Origin of the sequence: Haloferula sp. BvORR071 (assembly GCF_000739615.1) — a bacterium.
Classification (GTDB): Bacteria; Verrucomicrobiota; Verrucomicrobiia; order Verrucomicrobiales; family Akkermansiaceae; genus Haloferula.
On record NZ_BATP01000004.1, the window covers coordinates 132,294 to 155,917 of the forward strand.

The following is a 23,624-nucleotide window of genomic DNA, read 5'->3' on the forward strand; positions in this document are numbered from 1 at the left end:
CCTGAAATGCGCGTCACCCTGCACATGCAGATCTCAATTCCGCACACCAAGGCGGCGCACCAGATCCGCGCGACGGGCCGCGTAGCGGTCGCGCACGGAAATGAATGCATTCACCCGCTCCAGCTCCGCCGACCAGAAATGACGGGTGATCCAAATCCCAATGGGAACCGCTATCAGGAAGGACCACGGCGAGGCCATGGCACCCAGCGCCAAACACGCGAGAAGCGTCACGAATCCTCCAAGCACCAGGTAGCCGAAGGCCGTCCCCGCGCTGGGCGAGTGATACGCACCCCTCTGATCCCGCGACGAGACGGAGAGCTTGTACTTCTCCCACGCCGAATCCAGCTCACGCAGATCCTCGCGCAGCTTGAGATTCTCCAACTGACCCGCGAGTCCCGGGTCAGGAGTTTCCGCGATCTGCGCCTGCCGGGCACAGTAGCCGCAGCGCACCAGCCGAGAGCCCTTCCCGATGGAAAGGGGCGCACCACAACCTTGGCAGCAAAGGCTCTGGAGAGTGGTGGTTGCGTTCACGATGGAATTCCTAACATGAGCCGGTCGGGAGTGCGATTGGAAAGGAGGCTTGGGTTTTCCCCGCCAGGAGGTTTAGACTTTGTCCGTGAACCGTCGCCATTGGCTCCTTCTCGCTGGCTCGGCCCTAAGCGGATGCCGGGATGAGCACAAGCCCGCACCCGCCCCTACCCAGACGAGTGAAGCGGATCCGCTGAAAGCCGGCCCCTTCTCCGTGACCCTTCCGCCGGAGTGGAAAGCTACCGCCATCATCGAGAAGGTTCCGCTCCGGCCACTCTACACCGAGGATGAGTGGCAGGCTTTTCAAAAGGACCAGAGCCTTGTCCTGAAGCCGAGTTGGGGATGTCGGCCGGAACACTGGGCCATCCGCCTTCCCGCCGCCCTGCCCAAGGGAATCGACTTCAACACCAAGGATCCGGGCGACGATCCCACCGCACCGCAGATCCTGATCCATCGCTTGGATCAATGGGATGACGCCTTCACCAACGGCAAGCCCCAGGAAGGTAAACTTGCTTTCACGTCAGGGCACCTGCGCGAAAGAATGGATGGCATCCTCAACGGACAAGCCCCCCGCCCCTGCCCCGCTTTCATGGACGCTTCCTTGTCCTACCGCTGCCTGCCACAGCGGATCGATTTCAACGGCGGGCACGGGGTGAGGATGATCGCGGAGTGGGAAATCGAGACGGACCTGATGACCAAGGGCGACCTGCACTACTTGTTCCTCGGCATGTCCGACGACAACAGCTGCCAGATCATCGCCACCTTCCCCATCGATCTGCCCGGCCTGCCGGAGCGGGGTGAGAAAGCAGAGCACCTCGGACGCAGCCTCGCCCGCTACGAAGAATTGGAAAAAGGCTACGATGCCTACGTCACCGATGCCGAAGCTTGGCTCAAGCAGCACCAAGCAGAGATCACTCCAAAGCTTGATACGCTGGACGCCATGCTCCGCAGCCTGGTGGCGAAGAGCTGGGCTTGAGCCAAAAGAAAAACGCGGACCCCGCAAGGGATCCGCGTTCGTGAAAACTCATCAAGCCGTCAGTGGCTCACTCGATCCCGAGGCGCGTCTTGTTCCCCGCCTTCCAAGCCTCGTTGAGTTCGTCCGCGGTCTTGCCGGTCCACTCCTTCCAGAGATCGGCGCTATAGCCGTTGTGGGTAGCGAGGTTGAGCTTCCGCATCAGGTCCTTCTCGTGGTTCTTGATCACGAAGTCGTAGAAGTTCGCGGTCACACGATAGCTGGAATCATAGTTCGCGCTGCCGAAGTTGCGCTTGGTAATCTCCGCGCCCTTGGCCTGCGGCTCGTAGAGGAACCAGCGGATGTAGTCGGCCACGCCCTCGGTCACCCAAGTCGGCGGACGCTCGCCGCGAGTGGAGCCACCGGGGCTGCCGAATTGCACCACGTGGACGATCTCATGAATCGCGCAGCCCACCGCCTCGCCACCCTGCTGGTCGCGCATGAAATTGGCATTCAGCGTCACATTGTTGCCGCTGGCATAGGCGGGCACGCCCTGCGCATAGCCGGGTAGCGTGGTCGCCTGCTTCATGGTGAAGTAGATCGTATCCGGCGGAGTGTAGCCCTCCACCGGCAGCATCGCGATGATCTTGGGATACCACTCCTCCATCACGGGCATCAGGTTAATTTTCGCCCAGTCCGCGAGATCGGGAGACTCGGAGGAATCGAGGATATACTTAAACTTCCCGTCCTTCGAAGTGAGGGTCTCGATCTTGCGCTCGTAGCGCTGCAGCGCGGGGCCCTTGGCATCCACGATATCGATCTCGCTGAGGAAGGTGTTCCCCCAGCCGTTTGGGTCATCGTTCGCCTGGATGTCGAAGAGCAGGCGATTGAAGGTGCCGAGCGAGGCGCCGTTCTCACCCGTGATGGAGACGCCATGCTGGCCCGCGCCCTTTTCGTGCGTGTCCACATTCGCGATCAGCTTCCAGCCAACGCTGGCGGGATCGACGCCAGCCGCCGGTTCGGCATTGAAGCCCGGCGCGCTGCCATCGCTGCCGTAGAGCTTGTAAATCTGCGGGGCGCGCTCGCCGGAATGCCACGAATAAGTCGCTACTTCCTTCAGATCGATCGGCCCCTTGAGATCCGCGCTGATCCGGCCGCCCTTCTCGCCGATGCCGAAGAAGAAGTTGTGCTCCGGATCGTCATCATTGCCTGCGGCCTTGCCGTCCTGCAGCACCGGCAGGACACCGCAGTTCTCGTCAGCCTTGCCGGAGACGATCTTGAAGAAGGCCTTCGCTCCCGCGTCATTCATCGCAGGCGGGGCGACCTCGCCAGGCTTGAAGACATTTGCTTCCGTGCTGTGGCCGACCGTGACCTTGACGGCAGGATCGGCGGCAAAAGAAGTCGAAACGAGCGGAAGCAGCGGGAGAAGGAAACGGGGATTCATGATGGGATGCGTTCGAGGTCCGGGCATAGCGACACGCGAGCCGGATTTTGTCGGGAAGTTACGTCTTTCCCCCCCGCTCCGGTGTAGGGGGCGGCGGAATTTTCCCGGCACTACTTGCCGCCAATCATCAGGGGGCGGCCGATGGTGGCAGGAAGGTCGTAAATCCGCTCGGCGGGGAGGTGGCGCTTGGCCTCATCCGCCTTACCCGCCCGCAGCAAGGCATGGATCTTCGCGACACGCGGAGATTCATCCACGATCCTTAGTATCCATTCCTCCGCAAACTCCCGGATCACATGACGGCTCAGGCCGACCTGAATGCTGAAGTAGCTCTGGGCCGCGCCGCGCAGGCTCCGCTCCGGGTCCCACTGCACGTGCACCGTGGCGGCCTGGAAGCGGCGGTCCCAGTCCTCCCGGCTCTTGAAAACGCCGGGCTCGTAGGAAGTGAGCACCCCTTGCGATAGCGCGGACTCCCAGCCCTTGCGGCGGATCACCACTGCCAAGGTCCGCTCCTGCCCGCTCTTCCCGCCCCAGTTGCTGCGGTGCATGAGCCAGAGGAAGGAGGGCTTGATCCACGTCATGCGGCCGAAGGAGAAGGGCTCGACGAAGCGCTGGGCCTTCACTGCCGCATCTGCGATGGCACTACCATAGGCCTGATAAACCGTGATGCTATCGCGGTCGAAGGTCGCGCGAATCTCGTGGCTCGCGCTCAAGGAAATGCCTCCTCCCTGTCGCCGAGCCTCTTCACGAGTTCCTTGCGTTTGGCGTGGTAGCTCTTGAGCTCGGCATTGAAGGCGCGCTCACGCTTCATGCCCGCCGTGATGAAGAACCATGCGGCAATCGTACCGATGACCGGAATCACGACCAGCACCCACCATATCGAGTACTTGAGCAGCGTGAACGCTCCGAACAGGGCGGCCATGATTCCCACCATGAAACCCTCCACCCGGACCGTCGCGCCCGGCGGCTGGATCTCGCCGGAAGGCAAGGTCACCGAAACGCTGCGCAGGTATTTTTGCCATTCGGCGTCCAGACGGCGCAGCTCTTCGCGCGTTTCAAGCTCACCGCAACGGGCACTGAGCTCGGCGGTTTGGGATTCGGGGATGACGACTTCCTGGCGGGAGCCGCAATAGGTGCAATCGACGAAGCGCTCGCCCTCCCTCACCGGCACGCTCGCTCCGCAGCCTTGGCAGCGCAGCTTGTGGAGAGTGCCTATCACGCCCTTGGCCTATCAAAATCAGAGGGTCACCGCGATTGGAAAGAAGCCGGCGGCGTGTAGCACCTTGCTCCCCGGCGAAGACCAAATCCGCCGATGTCACAAATTGCCGATGGCGACGGCTAAGGATAGAAAGGCCCCTGAGTGAGCTTGATCCCCTTCCGCCAAACCTCGAACCCCGACCGCCAGGATGCGGATCTCCACCGCTACGCCGCCAGTGGCGATGCGGAGGCCTTCCGCCGCTTGGTCGAGCGCCACCTGTCGACCGTGCAGGAAGCAGCGGCGCGCGTCTTGGGCACCGGTTCTCCATGGTTGGACGACGTGGCGCAGGACGTCTTCCTGCTGCTGGCCCGCAAGGCCCGGCAGCTTCCACAAGACACAGTGGTCTGCGCCTGGCTGCACCGGCACGCGGTGCGCCGCGCGATCGATCTAATCCGCTCCGAAGACCGCCGCCGGAAACGTGAAGCCGCCGTGGATCTCATGCCCGAGCCAGAGGACCCGGAGTCCGTCTGGAATACGATCTCGCCGCGCCTCGATCAGGAGTTACTGCGCCTGCCTCGCCAGGATCAAGAGGTGCTCACCCTGCGCTTCATGGAGCGCTGCAGCTCGGACGAAGCCGCGCGCCGACTGGGCCTGAGCAGCGCGGCGGTCCGCAAGCGGCTGGAGCGCGCGCTCGCGAAACTGCGCGAACGTCTCGCCGCTCCCTTGCCCGGCACCGCCACCCTCAGCGTCACCGCGCTGGCCGCCTACCTCAGCGTGCCCACCGCGAAGGCCGCGCCCGCCGCCAAGGTCGCGGCGATCACCGGCCACTGTCTCGCCGCTCCGGCAGCCCCAGCCATTTCCTTCACCACCTTTTCGCTTATGACCAAGTCGCAGATCTACACCACCAGCGCCATCGTCGCCATCGGTGCCGGTGCCTATTTCGCGGGCCGCACCAATGGCATTGCCAGTGCCCAGGCGGACGCCGCCGCCGTGGGCTCATCGACCGCGCTGGTGACGGAGCAACGCCAAGGCTCCGCGCGGCAGTAGCGGCCGCAGAACCAGCAGCAACGACAGCTTCCCCAGCACCAAGGAAGGCCGCATGGCGATGCTGCGCATGATCCTCGGCAACGGCGATGCCGTCTATCGCAGCCAGGCAATCGAGCGCTTCATGGCCAGGCTCGAAGCTGACGAGTTTCCGGAGATGGTTGAGTTCCTTTTCCAGCAGCGACCCAAAACCACTGCCGAGGGACAGGCTCTTGCCTCCGCCCAGCAGATGATGCTTTCGGCATGGACCAAGCGCGATCCTATGGGAGCCGCCCAAGCCGTAATGGATCCCAAGCGCCTCCCTTACAGCGAAGTCATGGACCGGGACTCCCAGCTCCAAACCATCGCAAGCGTCTGGGGCGCGCAGGATCCGGACGCTGCCATCGCTTGGGCCAAGGCCCGCGAGGGTTATCCCGCCACCGAAGATCTGCCGGATCCCTTCATGGTCGGCCTGATCAGAAGCGTCGCTAGCCATGATCTAACAAAGGCCACCGCGCTGCTGGCGGAGATGCCCTTCGGCATGAACCGGCGCACGGCACTGACCAGCATGCTCCCGCAGCTCATCACCAAGGGCAAAGACGCCGCCGCGGAATGGATCGACGGCCTGCAGGACGAGAAGCTGAAGAAGGGCGCGAACAACATGGTCGCGGAGGAACTGGCCGAGACCAGTCCGCAAGCCGCGGCGGAGTGGATTCTCAGCCGCATGGGTGGAGACACCGAGTTTAGCAGCATCGATGCGGTGATGGAACGATGGATGAGGCAGCAGAAAGAAGAGGCCCTCGTCTTCTTCGAAAAGATGCCCGCCGGCAAGGTCCGCAACGATGCCCTCCAAACCATCACGCGCCGCTTGTCAGGAGACCCGAGCGAAGAGCATGCCGACTGGATCGTCGGGCATCTGGGACAGGAGCCCATGTCCACCAATGCCGCCACATGGATTTTCAAGTACTGGATCCAAAAGGACCAGAGTGCCGCCATCACCCACTTTGAAGCGATGCGCGAAGACAACGCGCGTATAGCCTCCTCCAGCATCTTGGGGCACCTTGCGCAGCAAGATGTCCGCACAGCGGCGAACTTCTACAAGTCGCACCTCGACCGGATGTCCCACATGAGCGGCGTCGCCGTGTTCTCGCGTCTGGAGTCGGCGGATGCAACCGCCTTCCTGGAGGACATCGAGCGCGCCGTCGGTGGCCCGCAGGGTCACAGCTACGACACTGCGCTCGAGGCTTGGGCCAAGGCCAAGCCGGAAGACGCCAAGGCTTACTGCGCGGAACGCGGCCTGACCGTGCCGAATTACACGAGGCCGATCTATATGAAGGCCTCGGCCGCCGCCGAGCGGGAGTGAGCGCAGCCCTGCCTCAGGCGATGATCTCGCGAATCGGATCCGCCCCTTCCACGCCGACGAGCTTCTGATCCAGCCCGCCGTAGAAGTAGCTCAGGTGATTCGGGTCGAGGCCCATCTGCTGGAGCACGGTGGCGTGGAGGTTCTTCACCTGCACGCGGTCCTTCACCGCCTCGCCGCCGAGTTCATCGGTCTCGCCGAAAGTGGTGCCGCCCTTGATGCCGCCGCCGGCCATCCAAGTCGTGAAGCCGTAGGCATTGTGGTCGCGGCCGGTGCCTTCCGCGTATTCGGCGGTCGGCTGGCGGCCGAACTCACCGCCCCAGATCACCAGGGTTTCGTCTAACAAGCCACGCTGCTTCAGGTCCTTGAGCAGGCCCGCGATCGGCTTGTCGGTATTGCCGGCGTGGAAGGTATGGTTCTTCACTAGGTCGCCGTGGGCATCCCAGTTGTCGTCGTTGTGGGCGCCGCCGGAATAGATCTGGATGAAGCGGGTGCCGCGTTCGACGAGGCGGCGAGCGAGGATGCACTTGCGCGCGAAGTCATCGGTGCGCGTGCCATCCATGCCGTAGAGCTTCTTCACGTGCTCCGGCTCATTGTCCACGTCGATGGCCTCCGGAGCGGTGGCCTGCATGCGGTAGGCCAGCTCGTAGGAAGCGATGCGCGCGGCGAGGTCGGAGTTATGCTCACGGCCCTTGAGGTGCTGCTGGTTGATGTCGCCCATGAAATCGAGCAGCGAGCGCTGCTGCACGCGATCCATGCCGGGGCGGTTCTGGAGATTGAGGATCGGGTTGCCCTGCGAGCGGAAGACCACGCCCTGATAGCTGGCGGGCATGTAGCCGCTGCTCCAGTTCTTGGCGCCGGAGATGGGGCCGCCGGTCTTGTCGAGCATCACCACGTAGCCGGGCAGGTTCTCGTTCAGAGAGCCGAGGCCGTAGTTGACCCAGGAACCCATCGAGGGCTTGCCGGAGAGCAGCGAGCCGCTGTTCATCATCAACATCGCCGAGCCGTGAATCGGCGACTCTGCGGTCATGGAGTGGATGAAGGCGATGTCATCCACGCACTCGCCGATGTTCGGGAAGAGCTCGGAGACGAACTTGCCGCTCTGGCCGTATTGCTTGAACTGCCACTTCGGGCCGACCACGCGACCCTCGTTCTTCTTGCCGCCGCGGCCGAAGGTCTTGATCGGGATCGTCTTGCCATCCAGCGGGTACATCTTCGGCTTGTAGTCGAAGGTGTCGATGTGGCTCGGCCCGCCATACATGAAGAGGAAGATCACCGACTTCGCCTTGGCCGGCAGCAGCGGCTGCTTCGGCGCCAGCGGATTGTCGTAGCCCAGCTCCGAGGCAAAGGCCCCGTCGCGGGACATCATCCCGGCAAGCGCGAGCGAGGTGAAGCCACCACCAAGCTGGTGGAGGAACTCGCGGCGGTGGATACGGCCGCAGAAGTTGCCCGTGGGCGGACGAAGAATCATGGCAAGCTAGTCGAGATAGAAAAATTCGTTGAAGCTGAAGACAGCGATACAGAAGCGCTGGAGCGCGACGTCGGGCGCGAGCTGGCTCTCACTCTTCAGCTTGTTGATGAAGCCGAGCGACAATGCCACTTCGGATTCATCGGGATCGCGGGACAGTACCAGTTCGAAGGCGCGCTGAATCTGTCCCTGGAGGTCTCCGGGGCGCTCCTGCTCGAGGCGAGCTGCGAGGTTCTTGGCCTTCTCGTGCACGAACTCGCTGTTCATCATCGCCAGTGCCTGGGTGGGCACGGTGGTGGAGAAGCGCACCGGGCAGGAATTGTCCGTGTCCGCGAGGTCGAAGTCCGTGAACATCGGCGGCTGCAGCGAGCGCTTGATCTTCACATACACGCTGCGGCGGTTCGCTTGATCCGGCGGGCTCGTGCCCCACTTGCCACCCTTGGTGGAAGAAGTTGCGAGCACTTCCTCGGGCATCGGGATGTAGACGCTGGGGCCCGCCATCTCGAGATTGAGCTCACCGGTGCTGGCAAGCATCGAGTCGCGCAGTTCCTCCGCGCTCAGGCGGCGCGGGTTGAAGCGCCAGAAGAGATCATTCGCGGGATCCGCAGCGGCGGCCTTAGGCTCGGAGGCGATCGACATGCGATAGGCCTTCGAGTTGAGGATCAGGCGATGCATTTCCTTCACACTCCAGCCCTTCGCGACGAACTCGGAAGCAAGCCAGTCGAGCAACTCCGGATGAGTCGCCGGAGTGCCTAGGTAGCCGAAGTCATTCGGCGTCGGGCACAGGCCGCGGCCGAAGTGGTGTTGCCAGATGCGATTGACCATCACGCGCGCGGTGCGCGGGTTGTCGTCGCGGGTAATCCAGTTCGCCAGGGCCAAGCGGCGATTGCTGGTCTTCGCGTCCTTTGCCGGCGGCGTGATCACGGCGGGCTCGCCGCCCCAGATCGCCGGGAAGCCGGGTGTCACTTCATCGCCTTCAGCATGCGCGCTGCCGCGCAGCAGCACATGGGTCACCGGCGGATTCGGCCCGCCTTCCGTGACGACCATCGCTTCAACGCCGGGCGACCTCTTGAGAGAAGCAATCTCCTCCAAGCGCTTCTGGTCGCGAAGGTAGGTCCCCCGGTCCTTGCGGCTGGCCGCGCGGTAATCCTGATTCAGGACGATGTCCGATGGCGTGATCGCATCCACCTCCAGACCGAGGTCGAAGTACTGGCCGCCCGCCCGCTGGTGGACGTGCACCGCCAGGACATTGCGGCCCGTCTGGAGTGCTTCCATGAAGGCCTTCGGGGCTTCGATCCGCTCGTATTCCGTGGTGTAATCTTCCTGCTGAAGCACCGGCCGACCATTCAGATAAATCTCGATGTCCTCATCGTGATAGAGGTGCATCAGGACCGCCTTCGGGATGGTTTCCAGACCGAAGCTGGTTTGCAGCCAGATGTCTTGGCCGGTCCACACCGTGCGGGCCTGTACCCCGGGTGCCGCGGTGCCGAAGCCGGCTACCCCTTGCTGCCAGTTCGCGCGCTCGGCCCGGAAGCCGACCGCGGACCAATCTTCGGTCGGCTCCTTCAGCGTGTAGTACCAGTTGGTCGGACGCATCCGGGCGTCGGTGATCAGCCAGCGATCCATTCCAGACAGCCTGCTGACCTTCTCGGCAATCTCTGGACGCGTCCGGCTGACATTGGCCAAGGCGTCGCTTTCCGCACCCGCCATCCATTCGCGGATGCTTTTTTCCTCCACGGCCAGATCCGCGAGCACCTTGTCGCGATCATGAACCATGTCCGGAGCCTCGATGAACTCGGTCTGTTTGCCGCCACGGCCCATCGGCTCCATGTTGCGGAAGAAGGAGACGAACTTGTAGTAATCCTTCTGCGGGATCGGATCGCCCTTGTGGTCGTGACAGCGGGCGCAACCCGCAGTCATCCCCAGGAAGCCTTCCGTCACCACACGGACATTGTCATCCAGCACATCGAAGAAGTGCTGCTTGCGGTCGGCCGGCTCGTCGTCCCACGGCATCAGCCGCAGCATGCCGGTGGCAATCTGCGAGTCCGCGGTCTTGTCCGGAAGTTCGTCGCCGGCGATCTGCTCTGCGACGAAGCGGTTGTAGGGCTTGTCGTTGTTAAAACTACGGATCACGTAGTCGCGGTAGCGCCAGACGTAGGGCTTGTCGTTGTCTCGCTCGAAGCCGTTCGACTCCGCGTAGCGAACCACATCCAGCCAGTGGCGCGCCCATTTCTCGCCATAGGTCGGCGAGGCCAACAGGCGCTCCACCTGCTTGCTCCAGGCATCGGGCGATTGGTCGGCTTCAAAGGCCTTGATCTCGTCCAAGGTCGGAGCAAGTCCGGTGAGGTCGTACGACAGCCGCCGTAGCAGAGCCGCCCGCGAGGCTTCACCCACGGGTTGCAGCCCCTTCTCATCGATCTTGGCGCGCAGGAAGGCATCGATGGGATTGGCATTCCATTCGGCCTCCGCCACCTGCGGCACCGGCGGGCGCTCCATCGGTTTGTAGGACCAGTGGGACTTGGTCTTCTCGTTGACCTCGGTAACGCCAGCCAGCGGATCGTGGATCTCCACCAGCTTGTCCGCATCCTCCGGCGTCCACGGCGCGCCCATGCCGATCCACTTGGTGATCTTGGCGATCTCATCTTCCCCCAGCTTGCCCTTTGGCGGCATCTGGAGGTCCTCGTTCGAGTAGGAGACGACTTCTAACAACAGGCTCTTGGCCGGATCGGACTCATTGAAGGCGGCACCGTGCGCGCCGCCCTTCATCAGCCCCTTGCGGCTGATGAGCTGCAGGTTGCTCTTGATCTTGGGGTGGCCCTTCTCATCGAGGCCGCCGTGACACTTGAAGCAATTCTGCTCCAAGATCGGCTTCACCTCGTTGCGGAAGAACTCCACGCCCTCGCTTTCAGCGGCAGCAGAAATTGCCGCCGTTCCCGCGAGACCAAGTCCAATGAGTCCGAGAAACCTCATGCAATCTGGGATAGAACGGCACCAAAGCGGCTGGAAATTTCATCCGCATGGGCTTTGACCACCGCGCCGAAGGCGTCGAGTTGGCCGTCCTGAATCCGCGAGGAGGGGGCGGTGATCCACAGGGCTGCGATCACGGCACCAGTGGCACCGCGGATAGCCGCTCCAATGCAGGTCTGTCCTTCCATTTCCTCCGCGAGATCGAAACCGTAGCCGCGGGCTCCGACTTCCTTCAGGTGCTCCAGGAATGCGTCGTGGGAGGTAATGGTATTCGCAGTGAAGCGAGGCATCTTCAGGCGCTTCACGCGCTCGATGCGCTCCTTCTCCGGCAGACCGGCCAGCATCGCCTTGCCGGGCGCGGCGGTGTGCAGGCAGAAGCGGGTGCCGGGATCGACGGCGAATTTGAAATGGTGCGTGCCAAGCGCTTGGTCGAGCACCACGCCTTCGTCGTCGGCCAAAGTGCCGAGCAGGGCCGTCTCGCCTGTCGCGTCGCGCAGGCGGCGCATCACATCGATCGACTTCTCGAAGAGGTTCGCGTCGGTCACGGACATCGCGCCGAGGATGAGAAGGCGCGGAGTGAGGCGGTAGCGCTTGGTATTCTCCACCTTCTCGAGGAAGCCGCGGTTCTCCAAAGTCACCGCGATGCGGAATGCACTATTCTTGGGGATTTTCAGCTCCACCCCCAGGTCGCTCACGTTGATGCCCTCCGGCCGAGAGCTCAGGAGCTCCAGCATCACCAAGGCACGGTCGAGGTTCGGCACGATGTAGCGTGCCCTAGGATTGTCGGAGGTGTTTTCCCAGTCGGATTCGTTTGTCATATGAAACGGCGTGCGCCTCCCGATACAAGGGAATCTGCGGCCGCCTTTCAAGTTTCTAACTCCGTTTCCTCCGGCATAGTCGCGGTCCAAAAACTGAGAAATCGCCCGGAAAATGAGGATTCCGGAATTCGCTAATGCCGAATGAATTGTTTCTTGGCCCCGCGAAAGGGAGCCCGGGCTGAAATAGAATTTTTTGTATCCTATTTTGCCAGCTCGCCGGGTGTTCCGCGACGACTTACAGCCCCAACCACTGCCGCCCCCAGACGATCACGAAGGGTAGCGTGAAGAGGCTGACCACGGTGGTGGCGATCACGATTTGGACCGCCACGCCCGGCCGCCCGCCGTAGACCTTGGCCAGCATGATCGGGGTCATGGCGGAGGGCATGGCCGCTTGGACGATCAGCACCTGCTTGAGAGACTCGGGCGCGGGAAGGAACTTGGCCGCCGCCAGCAGCATCATCGGTAGCACGGCGAGGCGCACCACGCAGCCACCAGCGACTACGCGGAAGGAGGGGCGCTCCGCTCCCACCATGTCCCACATCACCGCCCCGGTGATCAGGATGGCGACCGGGAAGGTCCCGGCACCCAGCCAGCTCATGGACTTCCGGACCATCGCGCCGAACCACATCAGCCCCTCCGGGCCGGGACCGCTTTCCGGGAGCGGGGTCAGGAACTTGTCCACACCGGTTGCGACGAGCAATAGGCCCAGGATGACCGAGACGACCGGCCCGTTCACCAGCCGTTTCCACTGCACCGTTTTCTCCCCGGACAAGATCATCACTCCGACCGACCAGATCGCGAGTTCCACCCCGAGATTGTGGACGAAGAGCATTGCCACCGCTCCCGCAGGCCAGATCTGGGAGACCACGGGGATCGCGGTGTAGCCGAAATTCTGGACCCCCGCGGTCAGGGTGAAGGTCCGCTGGCCCGTGCCCTTGTGGAAGCGCAAGAGTCCCGCCGCCAGCCAAGCCCCGGCGAAACCGAGAACCGTCAGGCCGAAGCCCATCCCGATCCCCCAGCCCACCGAGCTGACGTGCCGGACGCTCTCGCTGCCCAGAATCTTGTCGAGGATCAGGCAGGGGTAGAGAACGCTGAAGACGAGATGGAAGACCGGCTGGTCCTGGTCCTGTTTGAGAATCCCGATCCTGCGCAGGGCGGCACCGGCCAGAATCAACAAATACACCGGCAGAACCGCCGCTAAAACCGCCTTCGATGCTTCGTCCACGCGCGCGCAGCATTTCCCCCCAACCCGCTCCCAACAAGCCGGATCAGTGGATGCTTTCACCTATATCGGAAAAGGTCACAATGACCCGCGGCTTCCCAAACCCGGAATGTTCCATGACGAAATCCGCGCCACTCCTCATTTGCCTGTCCCTGATCGCCGGAGCAGAGGCACAGGAAGACTGGCAATTCTCCATCAAGGGACAGGCCCGGACGATGTATGAGAGCTACCACGGGCTGGACTTCGGCTTCGACCCGATCAAGGACGATGACTGGATCCATCAGCGGGTGCAGATCATGACCACGGCGGACTATGGCGAGTCCCTGCGCTTCGCCGCCGAGTTCACCTGGGGAAAAATGGCGGGCAAGGAATCCCCGCTCGCGCCGCCGGACGAGGACGATCCCGACCTGCTCCAGTGCTTCATCCAGGGTCGGCTGCCCCTCGATGAGAGCACCCTGGAGGCCCGGGTCGGCAGACAGACGCTCTACTACGGCTCCGGGCGCTTGTTGGCCGCCCGTGAGGGCGCTAACCAACGGCTCTCCCACGATGCCGTGTTGCTGTCGTGGCAGCGTGGCGAGAACTCGCGAGTAGATGCCTTTATTGCCTCGCCGGTGCGGGTCGAGCCCGATGCCTTCGACAATAGCTCGGATCCGGGCGAGCTGCTCTTGTGGAGTGTCTACGCTGTCACGCCGCTGCCGTGGGGTCGGGACAATTTCGCCGACATTTACTACATCGGTCTGCGGGATGAGGACTCGATCTTCGCTCCCGGCGGCCACGAAACGCGGCACACGCTCGGTGCACGCTTTTGGCGGACAGAGGGTCCTTGGCTGCACAATACCGAGTTGATCGCCCAGTTCGGTGACGCCGGTGGCCGGGATATTCTCGCGGGCGCGGCAAGCCTTGGCGTCGGCAGGGAACTCTCCACCTTGCCATGGAAGCCCGTGCCGCAGCTCCGCGCCGATGTCATCTCAGGCGGCGACAAGGGCGGGACGATTCACTCCTTCCACCCCCTCTTCCAGGCGAACAACTACTTCAACGAAGGCGGCTTCCTCTCGCCCTCCAACCTCTACAATCTGAATCCCCTGCTGGGCCTGCATCCCTGCGAGCAGGTGGAGATCAGCCTGGGCGTGAACTTCCAGTGGCTTTTCAGCACCCACGACTCGATCTACGGTCCGCCGCTGCAACGCCTCGCAACTCCCCGGCCGGACGGCAACCGCTACCTCGGCACGGCCTTCAATGCCTCCGTAGCTTGGAACCCACGCAAGGACCTCGAATACTTCCTCGGCTACACCCATCACGAAGCCGGCGCCGCGATCGAGGATATTTGCGGCAGTAGCGTGGACTACGTGCAGGCCAGCTTCCGCTTGAGCTTTTGAAGGAGAGAGCCTGAGCGGAGCCCCAGGAAGCCATGACGCAGCGAATGACACCCGCCCCCGCCATTCCAATTAAGTTAACACACATTAACTTTCACGCTTGATAAATTAAAATTTTCCGGCATTTAGTCGACCGGATGTACTATTCCATCAGCAGGGCAACGTGGGCGGATCTTTCGCTCTTCGGTGCCCTGTCACTCGTGGTGGTAGGACTGGTGGTGGCGGGCTTGATCCGGACCGCAATCGTGCAGTGGCGCTCAAGGCGGGCTCTGCGGCGTCACTTTAAAAAAGAAGGCAAGAAGGTTGCCCGGATCGAAAAGTTCCGCGGGCTTCTCGACCTCGGTCCTGACCACCGTCGGGGACGGAGTGTGGGCTACGACGTTTACCTCAGACCCGGCGGCAGGCGGGTGCCCAAGGAACAACAGCCGCGGGTCTTCTGCGTGGTGAAGCGGAGCCTTTTGCTGGGGATGGTTTCGGGAGTCGAGCCATGGAGTGATCTCTGACGGGATTGAAGGCTGCCGTTCAAGAGGAGTCCCCTTGCAGCGTGGTCCGACTCCGATAGGCTCCCGGCATGTTCAAAACGCGGCATGCGGTGCCGGGCTCAGCTCCCGGCACCCTGACTCTCCCGGCGCCCGCTTCCCCCGCGCCGAAGCCCAAGATCTGCTTGGTGGAATACGACGCGGGGAACCTCGTGGAGCGGGAGATCGTCAACCCCGCCGAACTCATCGAACAACTGAACAGCTCCAAGGTGAGCTGGATCAACATCGATGGGATCACCGACTTGGAGTGCCTGGAGGCTCTGGGCAAGCATTTCAATCTCCACCCGCTCGCGCTGGAGGATGTCCTTCACACCGGGCAGCGCCCGAAGGTAGAGCCCTATTCCGACTACCTGTTCATTGTCGCGCACATGGTCTATCAGGACAAGAAGGGCCGGATCTGTGGGGAGCAGGTCAGCTTCTTCCTCGGCGAGAACTACTTGATCACCGTTCAGGAGGAAGCGGACTACGACGTCTTCAACCCCGTGCGGGAGCGGCTGCGAGCCGGGCGCGGGATCATCCGCACGGCCCAGGCCGACTATCTGGCCTATGCGCTTCTGGACTCGATTATCGACCACTACTTCCCGGTTCTGGATGAAATCAGCAACGCCATCGAGGACCTCGAGGACGAACTCCTCGAACGTCCGGACCGCTCGATGGTGATGAAGCTGCACGAGCATCGCCGCAGCCTGACGCAACTACGGCGCTACGTCTGGCCACTGCGCGATGTGGTGAACGGTTTGCTCCACGACCACACGGGCCTGATCAAGGAGCCGACCAAGATCTTCCTGCGGGATTGCTACGACCACACGGTACAGCTCATGGATTTCGTGGAGAGCTACAAGGAAATCACCACCGGCCTGATGGAACTGTATCATTCCAGCGTCGGCCTGCGGACCAACGAAGTGATGCGCGTGCTCACCGTGATCACCGCGATTTTCATTCCCCTGACCTTCATCGCCGGGGTCTACGGGATGAACTTCGCGCCGGATCCACCGGAGCACCGCGGCCTGCCCCTGAACATGCCGGAGCTCTACGAGCCGCACGGATATATCATCGTCATGGTCGCCATGCTGCTGATTGCGGTGGCACAATTGTTTTTCTTCCGATGGAAGAAGTGGCTCTAGGGCCGAAAAAAGAGCTATTCCCCGGGCATCTTTGAAAGAAATACCAATATCCCAACAGTTAGACCATTCAACTTGCCTGATCTGAAAGAAAGAGGAAATATTGGCCTGTGTTTCGATTGATCCCCCTTGTCGCCCGAGGGACCAAGCACCGGACCGCAAGCGTCCCCGCCGCCTTTCTCGCGTTGGCGGTGGCGTACGCCCCTCTCCCCCTTTCCGCTGCCACTGGTGCCCTGACAAATCCGCATCCGGTCCCGCTGCCCTCCGGCGTGAGCGTGGAAGTGAAGTCGTGGCTGACGATTCCGGCCAGCAGCACTTCGACCCCGAAGGCCCGCATCAACCACCTGAAGCCCTGCCCGGGTGAGTCGCGCCTGTTCTGCAATGACCTGCGAGGCAAGCTCTGGGCGATTTCCAGCACCAGCGCGACCTCCGCCAGCGAGTTCCTCGACCTCTCGGTCCACTTCCCCGGATTCATCAATACGCCCGGGCTCGGGACCGGTTTCGCATCCTTCACCTTTCATCCGGAGTTCCGCCAAGTCGGCGCACCGGGCTACGGCAAGTTCTACACCGCGCACAGTGAGAACGCGGGTAGCACGGCCCCCGATTTCGTGGGGCCGGGAGCCACCGATTTGTCGCAGATCGGCATCGTCACCGAGTGGACGATGAGCAACCCGGCGGCGACTGCGATCACGACCTCGCCTGCCAATTTCACCAAGCGTGAGATCCTGCGCTTCGGCTTCCCCTACGATTTCCATGACCTGCAGGAAATCGAGTTCGACCCGACGGCAACGCCGGGCAGTGAGAATTACGGCTGCCTCTTCGTCTGCATGGGCGATGGCGGTTCGATCGTGCTCGATCAACCGGGGAACATCGGCCGGATTGATTCACCGCTGGGTTGCATCCATCGCATCACCCCGGTGATCCCCAGTGGCCAAAGTGCCGCGAACTTCACGCTCTCGAAGAACGGAAAATACTACATTCCCTCCGGTCCTGCGAATGCGAACCCCTACGTGACTGCCACCGACCCGACGCCCGGCGATGGCTTCCCGGTGGTGCGCGAGATCTACGCCTACGGCTTTCGGAATCCACACCGCATCTCTTGGGATCGCGGTGGCAGTCACAAGATGTTCTGCGGAAACATCGGCGAGAGCACGATCGAGGAGATCGAGGTGGTGACCAAGGGAACCAACCACGGCTGGCCCCAGCGTGAGGGAGCTTACCTCTTCGACTACACGGACAAGACCCACGTCTATCCCCTGCCCGCTTCGTCCTCCAGTGCCTACGTCTATCCCGTCAGCCAGTATGATCACAATGACGGACGGGCTGCCGTCGCCGGAGGCTTTGTTTACCGCGGCACCGGGATTCCAGAGCTTCAGGGGAACTACATCTGCGGGGACATCGTCAGCGGCGGTCTTTTCATGATGCCGGAGTCCGCGATGAATCTCGCGCCCACCACCAACACTGCGGATACCCCGGCACCGCCCAAGCTGTTAGGCGTGGAGACCAATGGGGTGGCGACCAGCTTCCGTTCGATGCTGGGAGCCAGCCGCGCGGACCTGCGGCTTGGCCAGGATCAGAATGGCGAGCTCTACCTGCTCTCGAAGCAGAACGGAACGATCTACCGCGTGAAGGCGGACACCAGCATCGGCAATCCACCGCCCTACGGTGATGGCGACGACTGGACAATCCTCGGCAACTTCGAAAACGGGATACTTCCCGCGATGAACCAATCGGTGGCGGGAAGCTCGGTGCAGGTGGTGAACGATCCCACGGAAGGCGCGGTGAACCGCGTGATGCGCCTCCGCTCGGCTGGCAGCACCACGCTGAATACCAGCATCGCCATCCCGCCGATCCCGGACGGCAGCCGCGGCACGGTCTTCTTCCGCTTCTGCCTGATCGACCAGAACCACGAGCATCGCTGGGGCCTGAGCGAAGCCACCAACCCGAGCAGCGCCACGAACCTGAAGGTGCAGCTGCGCTCGATTAACACCAATCCGGGGAGGATCGAGGTAAGCGATGCCAACACCTTTGGCTCGGCCTTCGATGCGCAGGCCAAGACTTGGTACTCGGTATGGCTACAGGTGAACAATGCCAGCGGCACGGCCAACGACAGCTTCGACGTGTATGTGAAGGGCGGTAGCTACGGCGTGCCCACGCTGGTGAAAACCGGCGTGAAGTTTACCGCTGGAATCTCCGCTGCGCTCAAGACCTTCTACTGGCGCTTGGCCGCAGGCACCGAGATTTACTTCGACGATCTGTATGTGGACTCCGGCCACATCAATCTCTCCGATCCCGTGGCGCAGGACTGGCGTCTGATCGACCACTTCGAAGGAGTCGCACCGCTCGATTCCTGGGAGATCCCGGGAGCCGCGGCGCAGTCAGTGGGCATCGTCACCGAGCCCTCCGGCAATCGGTATCTGCGCCGGACCGCATCATCATCCGCCGCGGCGAATGCGAATGCGATTATCGCCAAGCCGCTGCCATTCACCACGCAGGTGAGCCAGACACTCACCTTGTTCTTCCGGATGAGGCTGGAAGGAACGAACCTGAAACATAGCTTCGGTGCCAGCGCCACGGACCCGGCCGATCCCGCGCTCTACACGGAGAACGACTTCGCCCCGCAGTGGCGGATCTCGCCCGGCGGCATGATCTCCATGTATGATGGTCCGGCGGGCACTGAATCCTTCCTGCCGGCTACGACCAACGGCACGCCCTGCCCCGCCTTGCAAAGCGACGTCTGGTACAATGTCTGGCTGGTGGCTTCGAACCGGGGCGTGGCCTCGGGCGGACAGACCTGGCAGGCCTACATTCAGGGCGGCGTCCACAGCACCCAAGTTCAGCTCGGCGGCACCATGCACTTCCGGCGCCAGGCGGAGTCCCCGATCACGCATTTCCTCAACATCGCCGCGACTGGCAGCGGCACCGGCAACCAAGCCATCGATATCGACGACCTCCATGCGTATCAGGGAATGAATCTCGGCGATCCCTTGGCACCGGACTGGGCCCCCACCTCGCTGGAGCGGAATGGCTCGCAGGTCACTCTTTCCTACGCCACCCGGGACAACCGCGCCTTCCAGCTCTTCGAGTCGTCCGACCTGAAGGGATGGCAGCCCTTGGGAGCGGCCGTCGAGGGCGACAGCTCGTGGCAGCAGATGACCCTGCCGATCGACCGGGTGCAGCGCTTTTTCCAGGCGGCGGAGCTGTCACGCCGGGGTTTTCATGCCGCCTCCTGGAGCAGCGACTTCAGCGGCGAGGCGCTTCCCGCCGGACTGGTTCTATCCGCGTCCAGCACTTGGGCGCATAGCGATGGCCTGCTCACCTTGAGTGCGGCTGGCAGCCAGGTTTCCGGGATGGTCGCGCGACCCTGCGGCTACGCCTTGATCCCGGGGGACTGGCGCAATGTGACCTTCAATCTGGAAGGCCACACCCTGCGCTCCCCCAGCACCACCCAGCGGGATATCGTGATGATTTTCGGCTATGTCGATGAGACCCACTTCTACTACGCCCACATCGCCGGGACCTCGAATAGCACTACGCAGAACGTCATCGTGAAGGTGGATGGCACGACCGCCACGCCAATCCAATCCCCCGCCAGTCCACCGGTGAAGCTGACCTCAAATTGGCAGACCTACCGGGTGACCCACTCCGCCACCGGAGCGATCGCGGTCTATGCCGACAACATGAGCACACCCTTCATGACCGCCAACGACACGACTTTCCCGGTTGGGAGGCTTGGATTCGGTAGCTATGACGACACGGCGGAGTTCCGGATGGCAGCAGTCAGCGGGGAACAGCCCTGAGGCCCCCGGGCTCCCACGAACACTACCCGTTCAAACAGCGGTTAGACATCTTGCTTGGCATCGACCGTGAAGATAGCTTTAGTGTCACTCTCTCCCCTCTTCCGAGATGAATCCAAGAGCGACTTATGTGGTAGCACGCGTGCTGATCGCCAGTGCCTTCGTGAGCTTTGGCCTCGAACGCGTGCTCAGCGCCACGCACATCTTTCCCAACGGTCTCAACCTGACTCCCTTGTGGACTCTCTTCTCCGCCTTCCAGATGCTGCTCGGCCTGGCTCTGATGTTCGGCTGGCAAACGGGGCGCGTCGCCATGCTGATGGCGATCATGACCGGCGTGGACGCCTTCGCCCTCCACCCCTTTTGGAACTATGTCGGACCCGAACAGCACGGGGAACTGATCAGTTTCTTCAAAAGCCTCTCGGCCATCGGCGGCCTGCTGCTGGTTTCTTGGATCGACGCCCATGAGTCGCAGGGCGTGAATGTGGATCCATGAGCGACTCGCCCGCCCTACTCCGCGCCCGGCAGGGCCACGATTCCGCGAAAGTGGCCTTCGTGGAGCTGTTCTTTGACTTGGTCTTCGTCTTCGCGGTCACCCAGCTCTCGCACGCCCTGATCGGGCACTTCTCGCCGCTAGGAGCGCTCCAGACCGCAATGCTGCTGCTCGCGGTCTGGTGGGTCTGGATCTTCACCACCTGGGTCACCAACTGGCTGGATCCGGAGAAGCTGCCGGTCCGGCTGGCTCTACTGGTGCTGATGACCCTGGGTCTGGTGCTGTCCGCCGCGATTCCTGCTGCTTTCACCAGCCGTGGCATCGCCTTCGCCAGGGCCTATGTGACCATGCAAGTCGGACGCAGCCTCTTCTTCCTGTGGGCCGTGCGGGGCGATCCCAATCTGACCCGCAACTTCCAGCGGATCCTATGCTGGTTCAGCTCTTCTGCCATCCTGTGGCTGGCCGGGGCCTTTGCGGAACCGACGACGCGCATGATTTGCTGGGGAGGCGCGCTCGTGATCGAATACATTTCACCCTCGCTCGGCTTCCCGGTGCCGGGACTGGGAAGGTCCGCCTCGACCGAGTGGAAGGTCTCCGGCCACCACATCGCGGAGCGCTGCGGTCTCTTCATCATCATCGCTCTGGGCGAGTCGATCCTGGTCGCGGGCGCTACCTTCAGCGAGCTGGTCTGGAACGCCGCGGTGATCAGTGCATTCGTCGCCTCCCTGGCCGGCAGTATCGCCATGTGGTGGCTTTATTTCGATTCCGCCTCGGACTTCGGCACCCATCGCATCGCCAAGTCGGAGAACCCTGGCCAGCTCGCCCGGCTGGCCTATACCTACCTGCATCTCATTCCGGTCGCCGGGATCATCCTCAGCGCGGTGGCGGATGAATTCGTGCTCGCCCACCCCTCCGGCCACAGTGAGCTGCCTACGATCATCGCCGTGCTTGGCGGCAATATGCTCTATCTTTTCGGGAGCGTGCTCTTCAAGCGAGCCATTGCCGGCCACACTTCGCGGGCACACCTGTTGGCCATTGTCCTGTTAGCTGCGCTGTTCCCCCTCGCCCACGCGCTGGAACCGTGGCTCCTGATGGCAATCGGCAGCCTGGTGCTCTGCGTCCTGGCGTGGTGGGAGCGGCGCTCGAATTGCCTGCAGATCGAAGAAGCTCCGGCCCTACACTAACAGCACTCAAAGCTCCTTCAGAAAGCGCGCCTCCCGGATCGGGAAGCCCAGGCGCTGGTTCTCCTGGATCGTGCCATCGGGATCGAAGCCCGCCTTGGTATAGAAGCCCAAAGCGCGCTCGTTGCTAGTCAGCACCCACAAGGTCACCGCTACAAACCCGTGCTTCGCGGCATGATCCAAGGCGGCACTAACCAAGCTCGAGCCCACGCCCTTCCGCCACTCCCGCGGCTCCACATACAGCGAAGAAATCTCCGCGATCTCCCGCGGTGCGGCCGGATCGCGCGAAGGCAGCAGCGAGCAAAAGCCGACAATTCGCGAGCCGCGCATGGCAACCAGCACCAATTCCTCCGGCGCGCCGAGAATCCCCTTCCACGACAGCGCCCGCTTCACCGGGTCCATGCTGTCCAGATAGTCATCGGGAATCAGCCCACGGTAGGCCGCCTGCCAAGTGCGGACATGGATCTGCGCGATCCGGCTGGCATCGCGCTCAGACGCCTTGCGGATCAGGTGGCATACGACTTGAGCCATGACCTCACTTTCGCCTGCCCGCAGGGGCTTTGCAACATTTCTGCTTCAACGGTGCTGTTTGAATAGCCACTCGTGCATTTCCAGGTCGGCATAGACCCGGCCGGCAATGCCGTGGTCACCGTCGGCATATTCGGTGTATTTTACCTCGGCGCGGGCCTTCTTGAGGGCCTCCACCATCTTGCGGCTTTGGTCCGGATTCACGGTTGGATCCTTGGCCCCGTGGAACACCCAGACCGGCACGTTCTTGTAGGATTCCGCCTTGTTGGGGTCGCCACCGCCGGAGACCGGCACCCCGGCCGCGAAGAGCCGCGGCTCCTGCGCCAGGAGATGGAAGGTGCCGTAGCCACCCATCGAATAGCCGGTCAGATAAATCCGCTTCTTGTCGATCGACAGGTTCTTGGTCAGGTCGCCGATGATTTCGACCACCGCCTCACTGTTCTTGCCGTCCCACGAAGCGCCCTTGGGGCATTGGGGCGCGATGATCACGCACTCGCGCTTGCGGTAGTTATCCTCCTGCGAGAAGGTCCGCGCTTCGCCCGGCTGCTCTGGCGTCATGACATCCCCATCGCGGCCATGCAGGTAGATCACCAGCGGGTAGCCGGCCTCATCCGCCCCGCGCAGCTTCCGCGCGCCGAAAATCCGATACGACAGTCCGTGGCCCTCGGTCCGCTGCCACTCGCCGGTGAGCAACTTCGCGAAAGGACTGCTCTTGTCGGACTTGGTGGCCGCCTCGGTCTCGGTCTCCAATTGTTTAGCCACCCAGTCGCGATCGGCCTGGGAGAGTGTGTCCAAGGCGATGGTGAAATTCTTGCGATCGTCCGTCCGGCAAATCGTGACCTTGCCATCCTTGGAACTCACGTATTCCGCTTGGATCGTTTTGCTGCCATCGGCGGTCTTCCACTCTCGGGCCTCGCCAGCGAGCCCGATGCCGGTGGAAAGGAGCAACACGCAGCCCAGATAGATCCGGAGGAGGGTTTTCATTGCCCGCCAGCGTCACACCGCGGCAAGGCCCAAGGCAACCCCGCATCGCGGCACGCCTGTCACCGGGCGGGCGGATCAGTCGCGTCGCTCCCTCTCGATCTGCCGGATCAAGGAATTCCGCCGCTGCTCGAAGTCGCGGCCTTCAGACTCGTAGGAACTAGCTTTCGAGGCACCATTCACCATCGAAAAGATGGCGAAGCCGATGAAGAGTAGCCCGAACAAGGGAAAGGGCATGGGAGCTCCGATCCTGGCGGCGAAGCTCATCCAGACGATGCCACCCACAATGGCGAAAATGCCGCCGGCAACACTTCCCCCGGTGCTTGGCATGTGGCGGTGACCGTGCTGACCGCGCACCATGAAGCTATCCTTGCGGCTGGCCCACTCGCGGTCGAGTCGTTCCAAGTCGTTTTGCAATTCGATCACCCGCAGGTTCCCCGCCATCCGCTCGGTGTTCTTCTCCAGCTTCTCCAGGATGCGGGTATGGGTCACGCTGGTGTCGTGCACCACCTCCAGCCGGGCGTGGCAATAGTTGCAGGTCACGTAGCGGACGCTTTCGTCCACTTCGAGGTCGGCCCCGCAGCCTTGGCAACACACTTTGGTGATCTTCATGGGAGGCCCTCATAATGATGATTCC

Annotated in this window: 20 protein-coding genes; 9 read left to right on the plus strand and 11 right to left on the minus strand. The window is 62.5% G+C overall.

Features of this window, described 5'->3' with window-relative positions:
* Positions 1-33: 33 nt before the first annotated feature.
* The gene (locus tag BV071_RS03855; RefSeq protein ID WP_035602407.1) at positions 34-531 is read right to left on the minus strand and encodes a hypothetical protein; all 498 of its coding nucleotides are present in this window, start codon (positions 529-531) and stop codon (positions 34-36) included.
* 85 nt (positions 532-616) lie between these two features.
* Here BV071_RS03855 and BV071_RS03860 point away from each other — a divergent pair, with 85 nt between their 5' ends.
* Positions 617-1,504 carry a hypothetical protein gene (locus BV071_RS03860; protein WP_265594048.1) on the plus strand — a complete coding sequence of 296 codons (888 nt, stop codon included), beginning with the start codon at positions 617-619 and terminating at the stop codon, positions 1,502-1,504.
* A 67-nt stretch (positions 1,505-1,571) separates the two neighbouring features.
* On the opposite strand, the gene BV071_RS03865 is transcribed toward BV071_RS03860, so the two are convergent.
* The 3 genes from BV071_RS03865 to BV071_RS03875 form a co-directional block, all read right to left on the minus strand.
* Positions 1,572-2,924: a basic secretory protein-like protein gene (locus BV071_RS03865; protein WP_035602413.1), complete on the minus strand. Its 1,353-nt coding sequence runs from the start codon at positions 2,922-2,924 to the stop codon at positions 1,572-1,574.
* Between the two features lie 110 nt (positions 2,925-3,034).
* A complete protein-coding gene (locus BV071_RS03870; RefSeq protein ID WP_035602416.1) occupies positions 3,035-3,634 on the minus strand; it encodes a DUF4291 domain-containing protein in 600 nt (199 codons plus the stop codon).
* Positions 3,631-4,140 carry a hypothetical protein gene (locus BV071_RS03875; protein WP_035602419.1) on the minus strand — a complete coding sequence of 170 codons (510 nt, stop codon included), beginning with the start codon at positions 4,138-4,140 and terminating at the stop codon, positions 3,631-3,633. The genes BV071_RS03870 and BV071_RS03875 overlap by 4 nt, the downstream gene beginning before the upstream one ends.
* Before the next feature lie 141 nt (positions 4,141-4,281).
* Here BV071_RS03875 and BV071_RS03880 point away from each other — a divergent pair, with 141 nt between their 5' ends.
* Positions 4,282-5,166, plus strand: coding sequence for an RNA polymerase sigma factor (locus BV071_RS03880; protein WP_035602422.1), 885 nt, complete (start codon positions 4,282-4,284; stop codon positions 5,164-5,166).
* Positions 5,167-5,218: 52 nt separating this feature from the next.
* The gene (locus BV071_RS03885; RefSeq protein ID WP_035602424.1) at positions 5,219-6,505 is read left to right on the plus strand and encodes a hypothetical protein; all 1,287 of its coding nucleotides are present in this window, start codon (positions 5,219-5,221) and stop codon (positions 6,503-6,505) included.
* A 13-nt stretch (positions 6,506-6,518) separates the two neighbouring features.
* Here BV071_RS03885 and BV071_RS03890 read toward each other — a convergent pair whose 3' ends face one another.
* The 4 genes from BV071_RS03890 to BV071_RS35145 form a co-directional block, all read right to left on the minus strand.
* Positions 6,519-7,973, minus strand: coding sequence for a DUF1501 domain-containing protein (locus BV071_RS03890; protein ID WP_035602427.1), 1,455 nt, complete (start codon positions 7,971-7,973; stop codon positions 6,519-6,521).
* A 6-nt stretch (positions 7,974-7,979) separates the two neighbouring features.
* Positions 7,980-10,940 carry a PSD1 and planctomycete cytochrome C domain-containing protein gene (locus tag BV071_RS03895; RefSeq protein ID WP_052572851.1) on the minus strand — a complete coding sequence of 987 codons (2,961 nt, stop codon included), beginning with the start codon at positions 10,938-10,940 and terminating at the stop codon, positions 7,980-7,982.
* Positions 10,937-11,755 carry an IclR family transcriptional regulator gene (locus tag BV071_RS03900; RefSeq protein WP_052572853.1) on the minus strand — a complete coding sequence of 273 codons (819 nt, stop codon included), beginning with the start codon at positions 11,753-11,755 and terminating at the stop codon, positions 10,937-10,939. The genes BV071_RS03895 and BV071_RS03900 overlap by 4 nt, the downstream gene beginning before the upstream one ends.
* A 235-nt stretch (positions 11,756-11,990) precedes the next feature.
* Entirely contained in the window at positions 11,991-12,980 is a 990-nt protein-coding gene (locus tag BV071_RS35145; protein ID WP_035602429.1) for an AEC family transporter, read from the minus strand.
* 113 nt (positions 12,981-13,093) lie between these two features.
* Here BV071_RS35145 and BV071_RS03910 point away from each other — a divergent pair, with 113 nt between their 5' ends.
* The 6 genes from BV071_RS03910 to BV071_RS03935 all read left to right on the plus strand — a co-directional run bounded on the left by BV071_RS03910 (position 13,094) and on the right by BV071_RS03935 (position 21,481).
* Positions 13,094-14,353: an alginate export family protein gene (locus tag BV071_RS03910; protein WP_265594049.1), complete on the plus strand. Its 1,260-nt coding sequence runs from the start codon at positions 13,094-13,096 to the stop codon at positions 14,351-14,353.
* 134 nt (positions 14,354-14,487) lie between these two features.
* On the plus strand, positions 14,488-14,853 hold the full coding sequence (locus tag BV071_RS03915; protein WP_035602435.1) for a hypothetical protein: 366 nt from the start codon (positions 14,488-14,490) through the stop codon (positions 14,851-14,853).
* Positions 14,854-14,921: 68 nt separating this feature from the next.
* Complete coding sequence (gene corA / locus BV071_RS03920; RefSeq protein ID WP_052572855.1) at positions 14,922-16,013, plus strand: magnesium/cobalt transporter CorA; 1,092 nt, start codon at positions 14,922-14,924, stop codon at positions 16,011-16,013.
* A 188-nt stretch (positions 16,014-16,201) separates the two neighbouring features.
* Complete coding sequence (locus tag BV071_RS03925; RefSeq protein WP_265594050.1) at positions 16,202-19,810, plus strand: PQQ-dependent sugar dehydrogenase; 3,609 nt, start codon at positions 16,202-16,204, stop codon at positions 19,808-19,810.
* A gap of 106 nt (positions 19,811-19,916) precedes the next feature.
* Positions 19,917-20,300, plus strand: a complete 384-nt coding sequence (locus BV071_RS32450; RefSeq protein WP_265594051.1) for a DoxX family protein — start codon at positions 19,917-19,919, stop codon at positions 20,298-20,300.
* Positions 20,297-21,481: a low temperature requirement protein A gene (locus tag BV071_RS03935; protein ID WP_035602441.1), complete on the plus strand. Its 1,185-nt coding sequence runs from the start codon at positions 20,297-20,299 to the stop codon at positions 21,479-21,481. Before BV071_RS32450 ends, BV071_RS03935 begins: the two co-directional genes overlap by 4 nt.
* A gap of 6 nt (positions 21,482-21,487) precedes the next feature.
* Here BV071_RS03935 and BV071_RS03940 read toward each other — a convergent pair whose 3' ends face one another.
* The 3 genes from BV071_RS03940 to BV071_RS03950 all read right to left on the minus strand — a co-directional run bounded on the left by BV071_RS03940 (position 21,488) and on the right by BV071_RS03950 (position 23,599).
* Complete coding sequence (locus tag BV071_RS03940; RefSeq protein ID WP_035602444.1) at positions 21,488-22,009, minus strand: GNAT family N-acetyltransferase; 522 nt, start codon at positions 22,007-22,009, stop codon at positions 21,488-21,490.
* Between the two features lie 45 nt (positions 22,010-22,054).
* A complete protein-coding gene (locus BV071_RS32455; protein WP_052572859.1) occupies positions 22,055-22,990 on the minus strand; it encodes a prolyl oligopeptidase family serine peptidase in 936 nt (311 codons plus the stop codon).
* A 75-nt stretch (positions 22,991-23,065) separates the two neighbouring features.
* Entirely contained in the window at positions 23,066-23,599 is a 534-nt protein-coding gene (locus BV071_RS03950; protein WP_035602446.1) for a hypothetical protein, read from the minus strand.
* Positions 23,600-23,624: the final 25 nt, after the last annotated feature.

What these genes read in the sequence shown, in the direction of transcription:
- BV071_RS03865 (WP_035602413.1), bottom strand. Translation starts at nt 2,924, where the DNA reads ATGAATCCCCGTTTCCTTCTCCCGCTGCTTCCGCTCGTTTCGACTTCT.
- BV071_RS03885 (WP_035602424.1), top strand. Translation starts at nt 5,219, where the DNA reads ATGGCGATGCTGCGCATGATCCTCGGCAACGGCGATGCCGTCTATCGC.
- BV071_RS03890 (WP_035602427.1), bottom strand. Translation starts at nt 7,973, where the DNA reads ATGATTCTTCGTCCGCCCACGGGCAACTTCTGCGGCCGTATCCACCGC.
- BV071_RS03895 (WP_052572851.1), bottom strand. Translation starts at nt 10,940, where the DNA reads ATGAGGTTTCTCGGACTCATTGGACTTGGTCTCGCGGGAACGGCGGCA.
- BV071_RS03900 (WP_052572853.1), bottom strand. Translation starts at nt 11,755, where the DNA reads ATGACAAACGAATCCGACTGGGAAAACACCTCCGACAATCCTAGGGCA.
- BV071_RS03910 (WP_265594049.1), top strand. Translation starts at nt 13,094, where the DNA reads ATGACGAAATCCGCGCCACTCCTCATTTGCCTGTCCCTGATCGCCGGA.
- BV071_RS03915 (WP_035602435.1), top strand. Translation starts at nt 14,488, where the DNA reads ATGTACTATTCCATCAGCAGGGCAACGTGGGCGGATCTTTCGCTCTTC.
- corA (WP_052572855.1), top strand. Translation starts at nt 14,922, where the DNA reads ATGTTCAAAACGCGGCATGCGGTGCCGGGCTCAGCTCCCGGCACCCTG.
- BV071_RS32450 (WP_265594051.1), top strand. Translation starts at nt 19,917, where the DNA reads ATGAATCCAAGAGCGACTTATGTGGTAGCACGCGTGCTGATCGCCAGT.
- BV071_RS03935 (WP_035602441.1), top strand. Translation starts at nt 20,297, where the DNA reads ATGAGCGACTCGCCCGCCCTACTCCGCGCCCGGCAGGGCCACGATTCC.
- BV071_RS03940 (WP_035602444.1), bottom strand. Translation starts at nt 22,009, where the DNA reads ATGGCTCAAGTCGTATGCCACCTGATCCGCAAGGCGTCTGAGCGCGAT.
- BV071_RS32455 (WP_052572859.1), bottom strand. Translation starts at nt 22,990, where the DNA reads ATGAAAACCCTCCTCCGGATCTATCTGGGCTGCGTGTTGCTCCTTTCC.
- BV071_RS03950 (WP_035602446.1), bottom strand. Translation starts at nt 23,599, where the DNA reads ATGAAGATCACCAAAGTGTGTTGCCAAGGCTGCGGGGCCGACCTCGAA.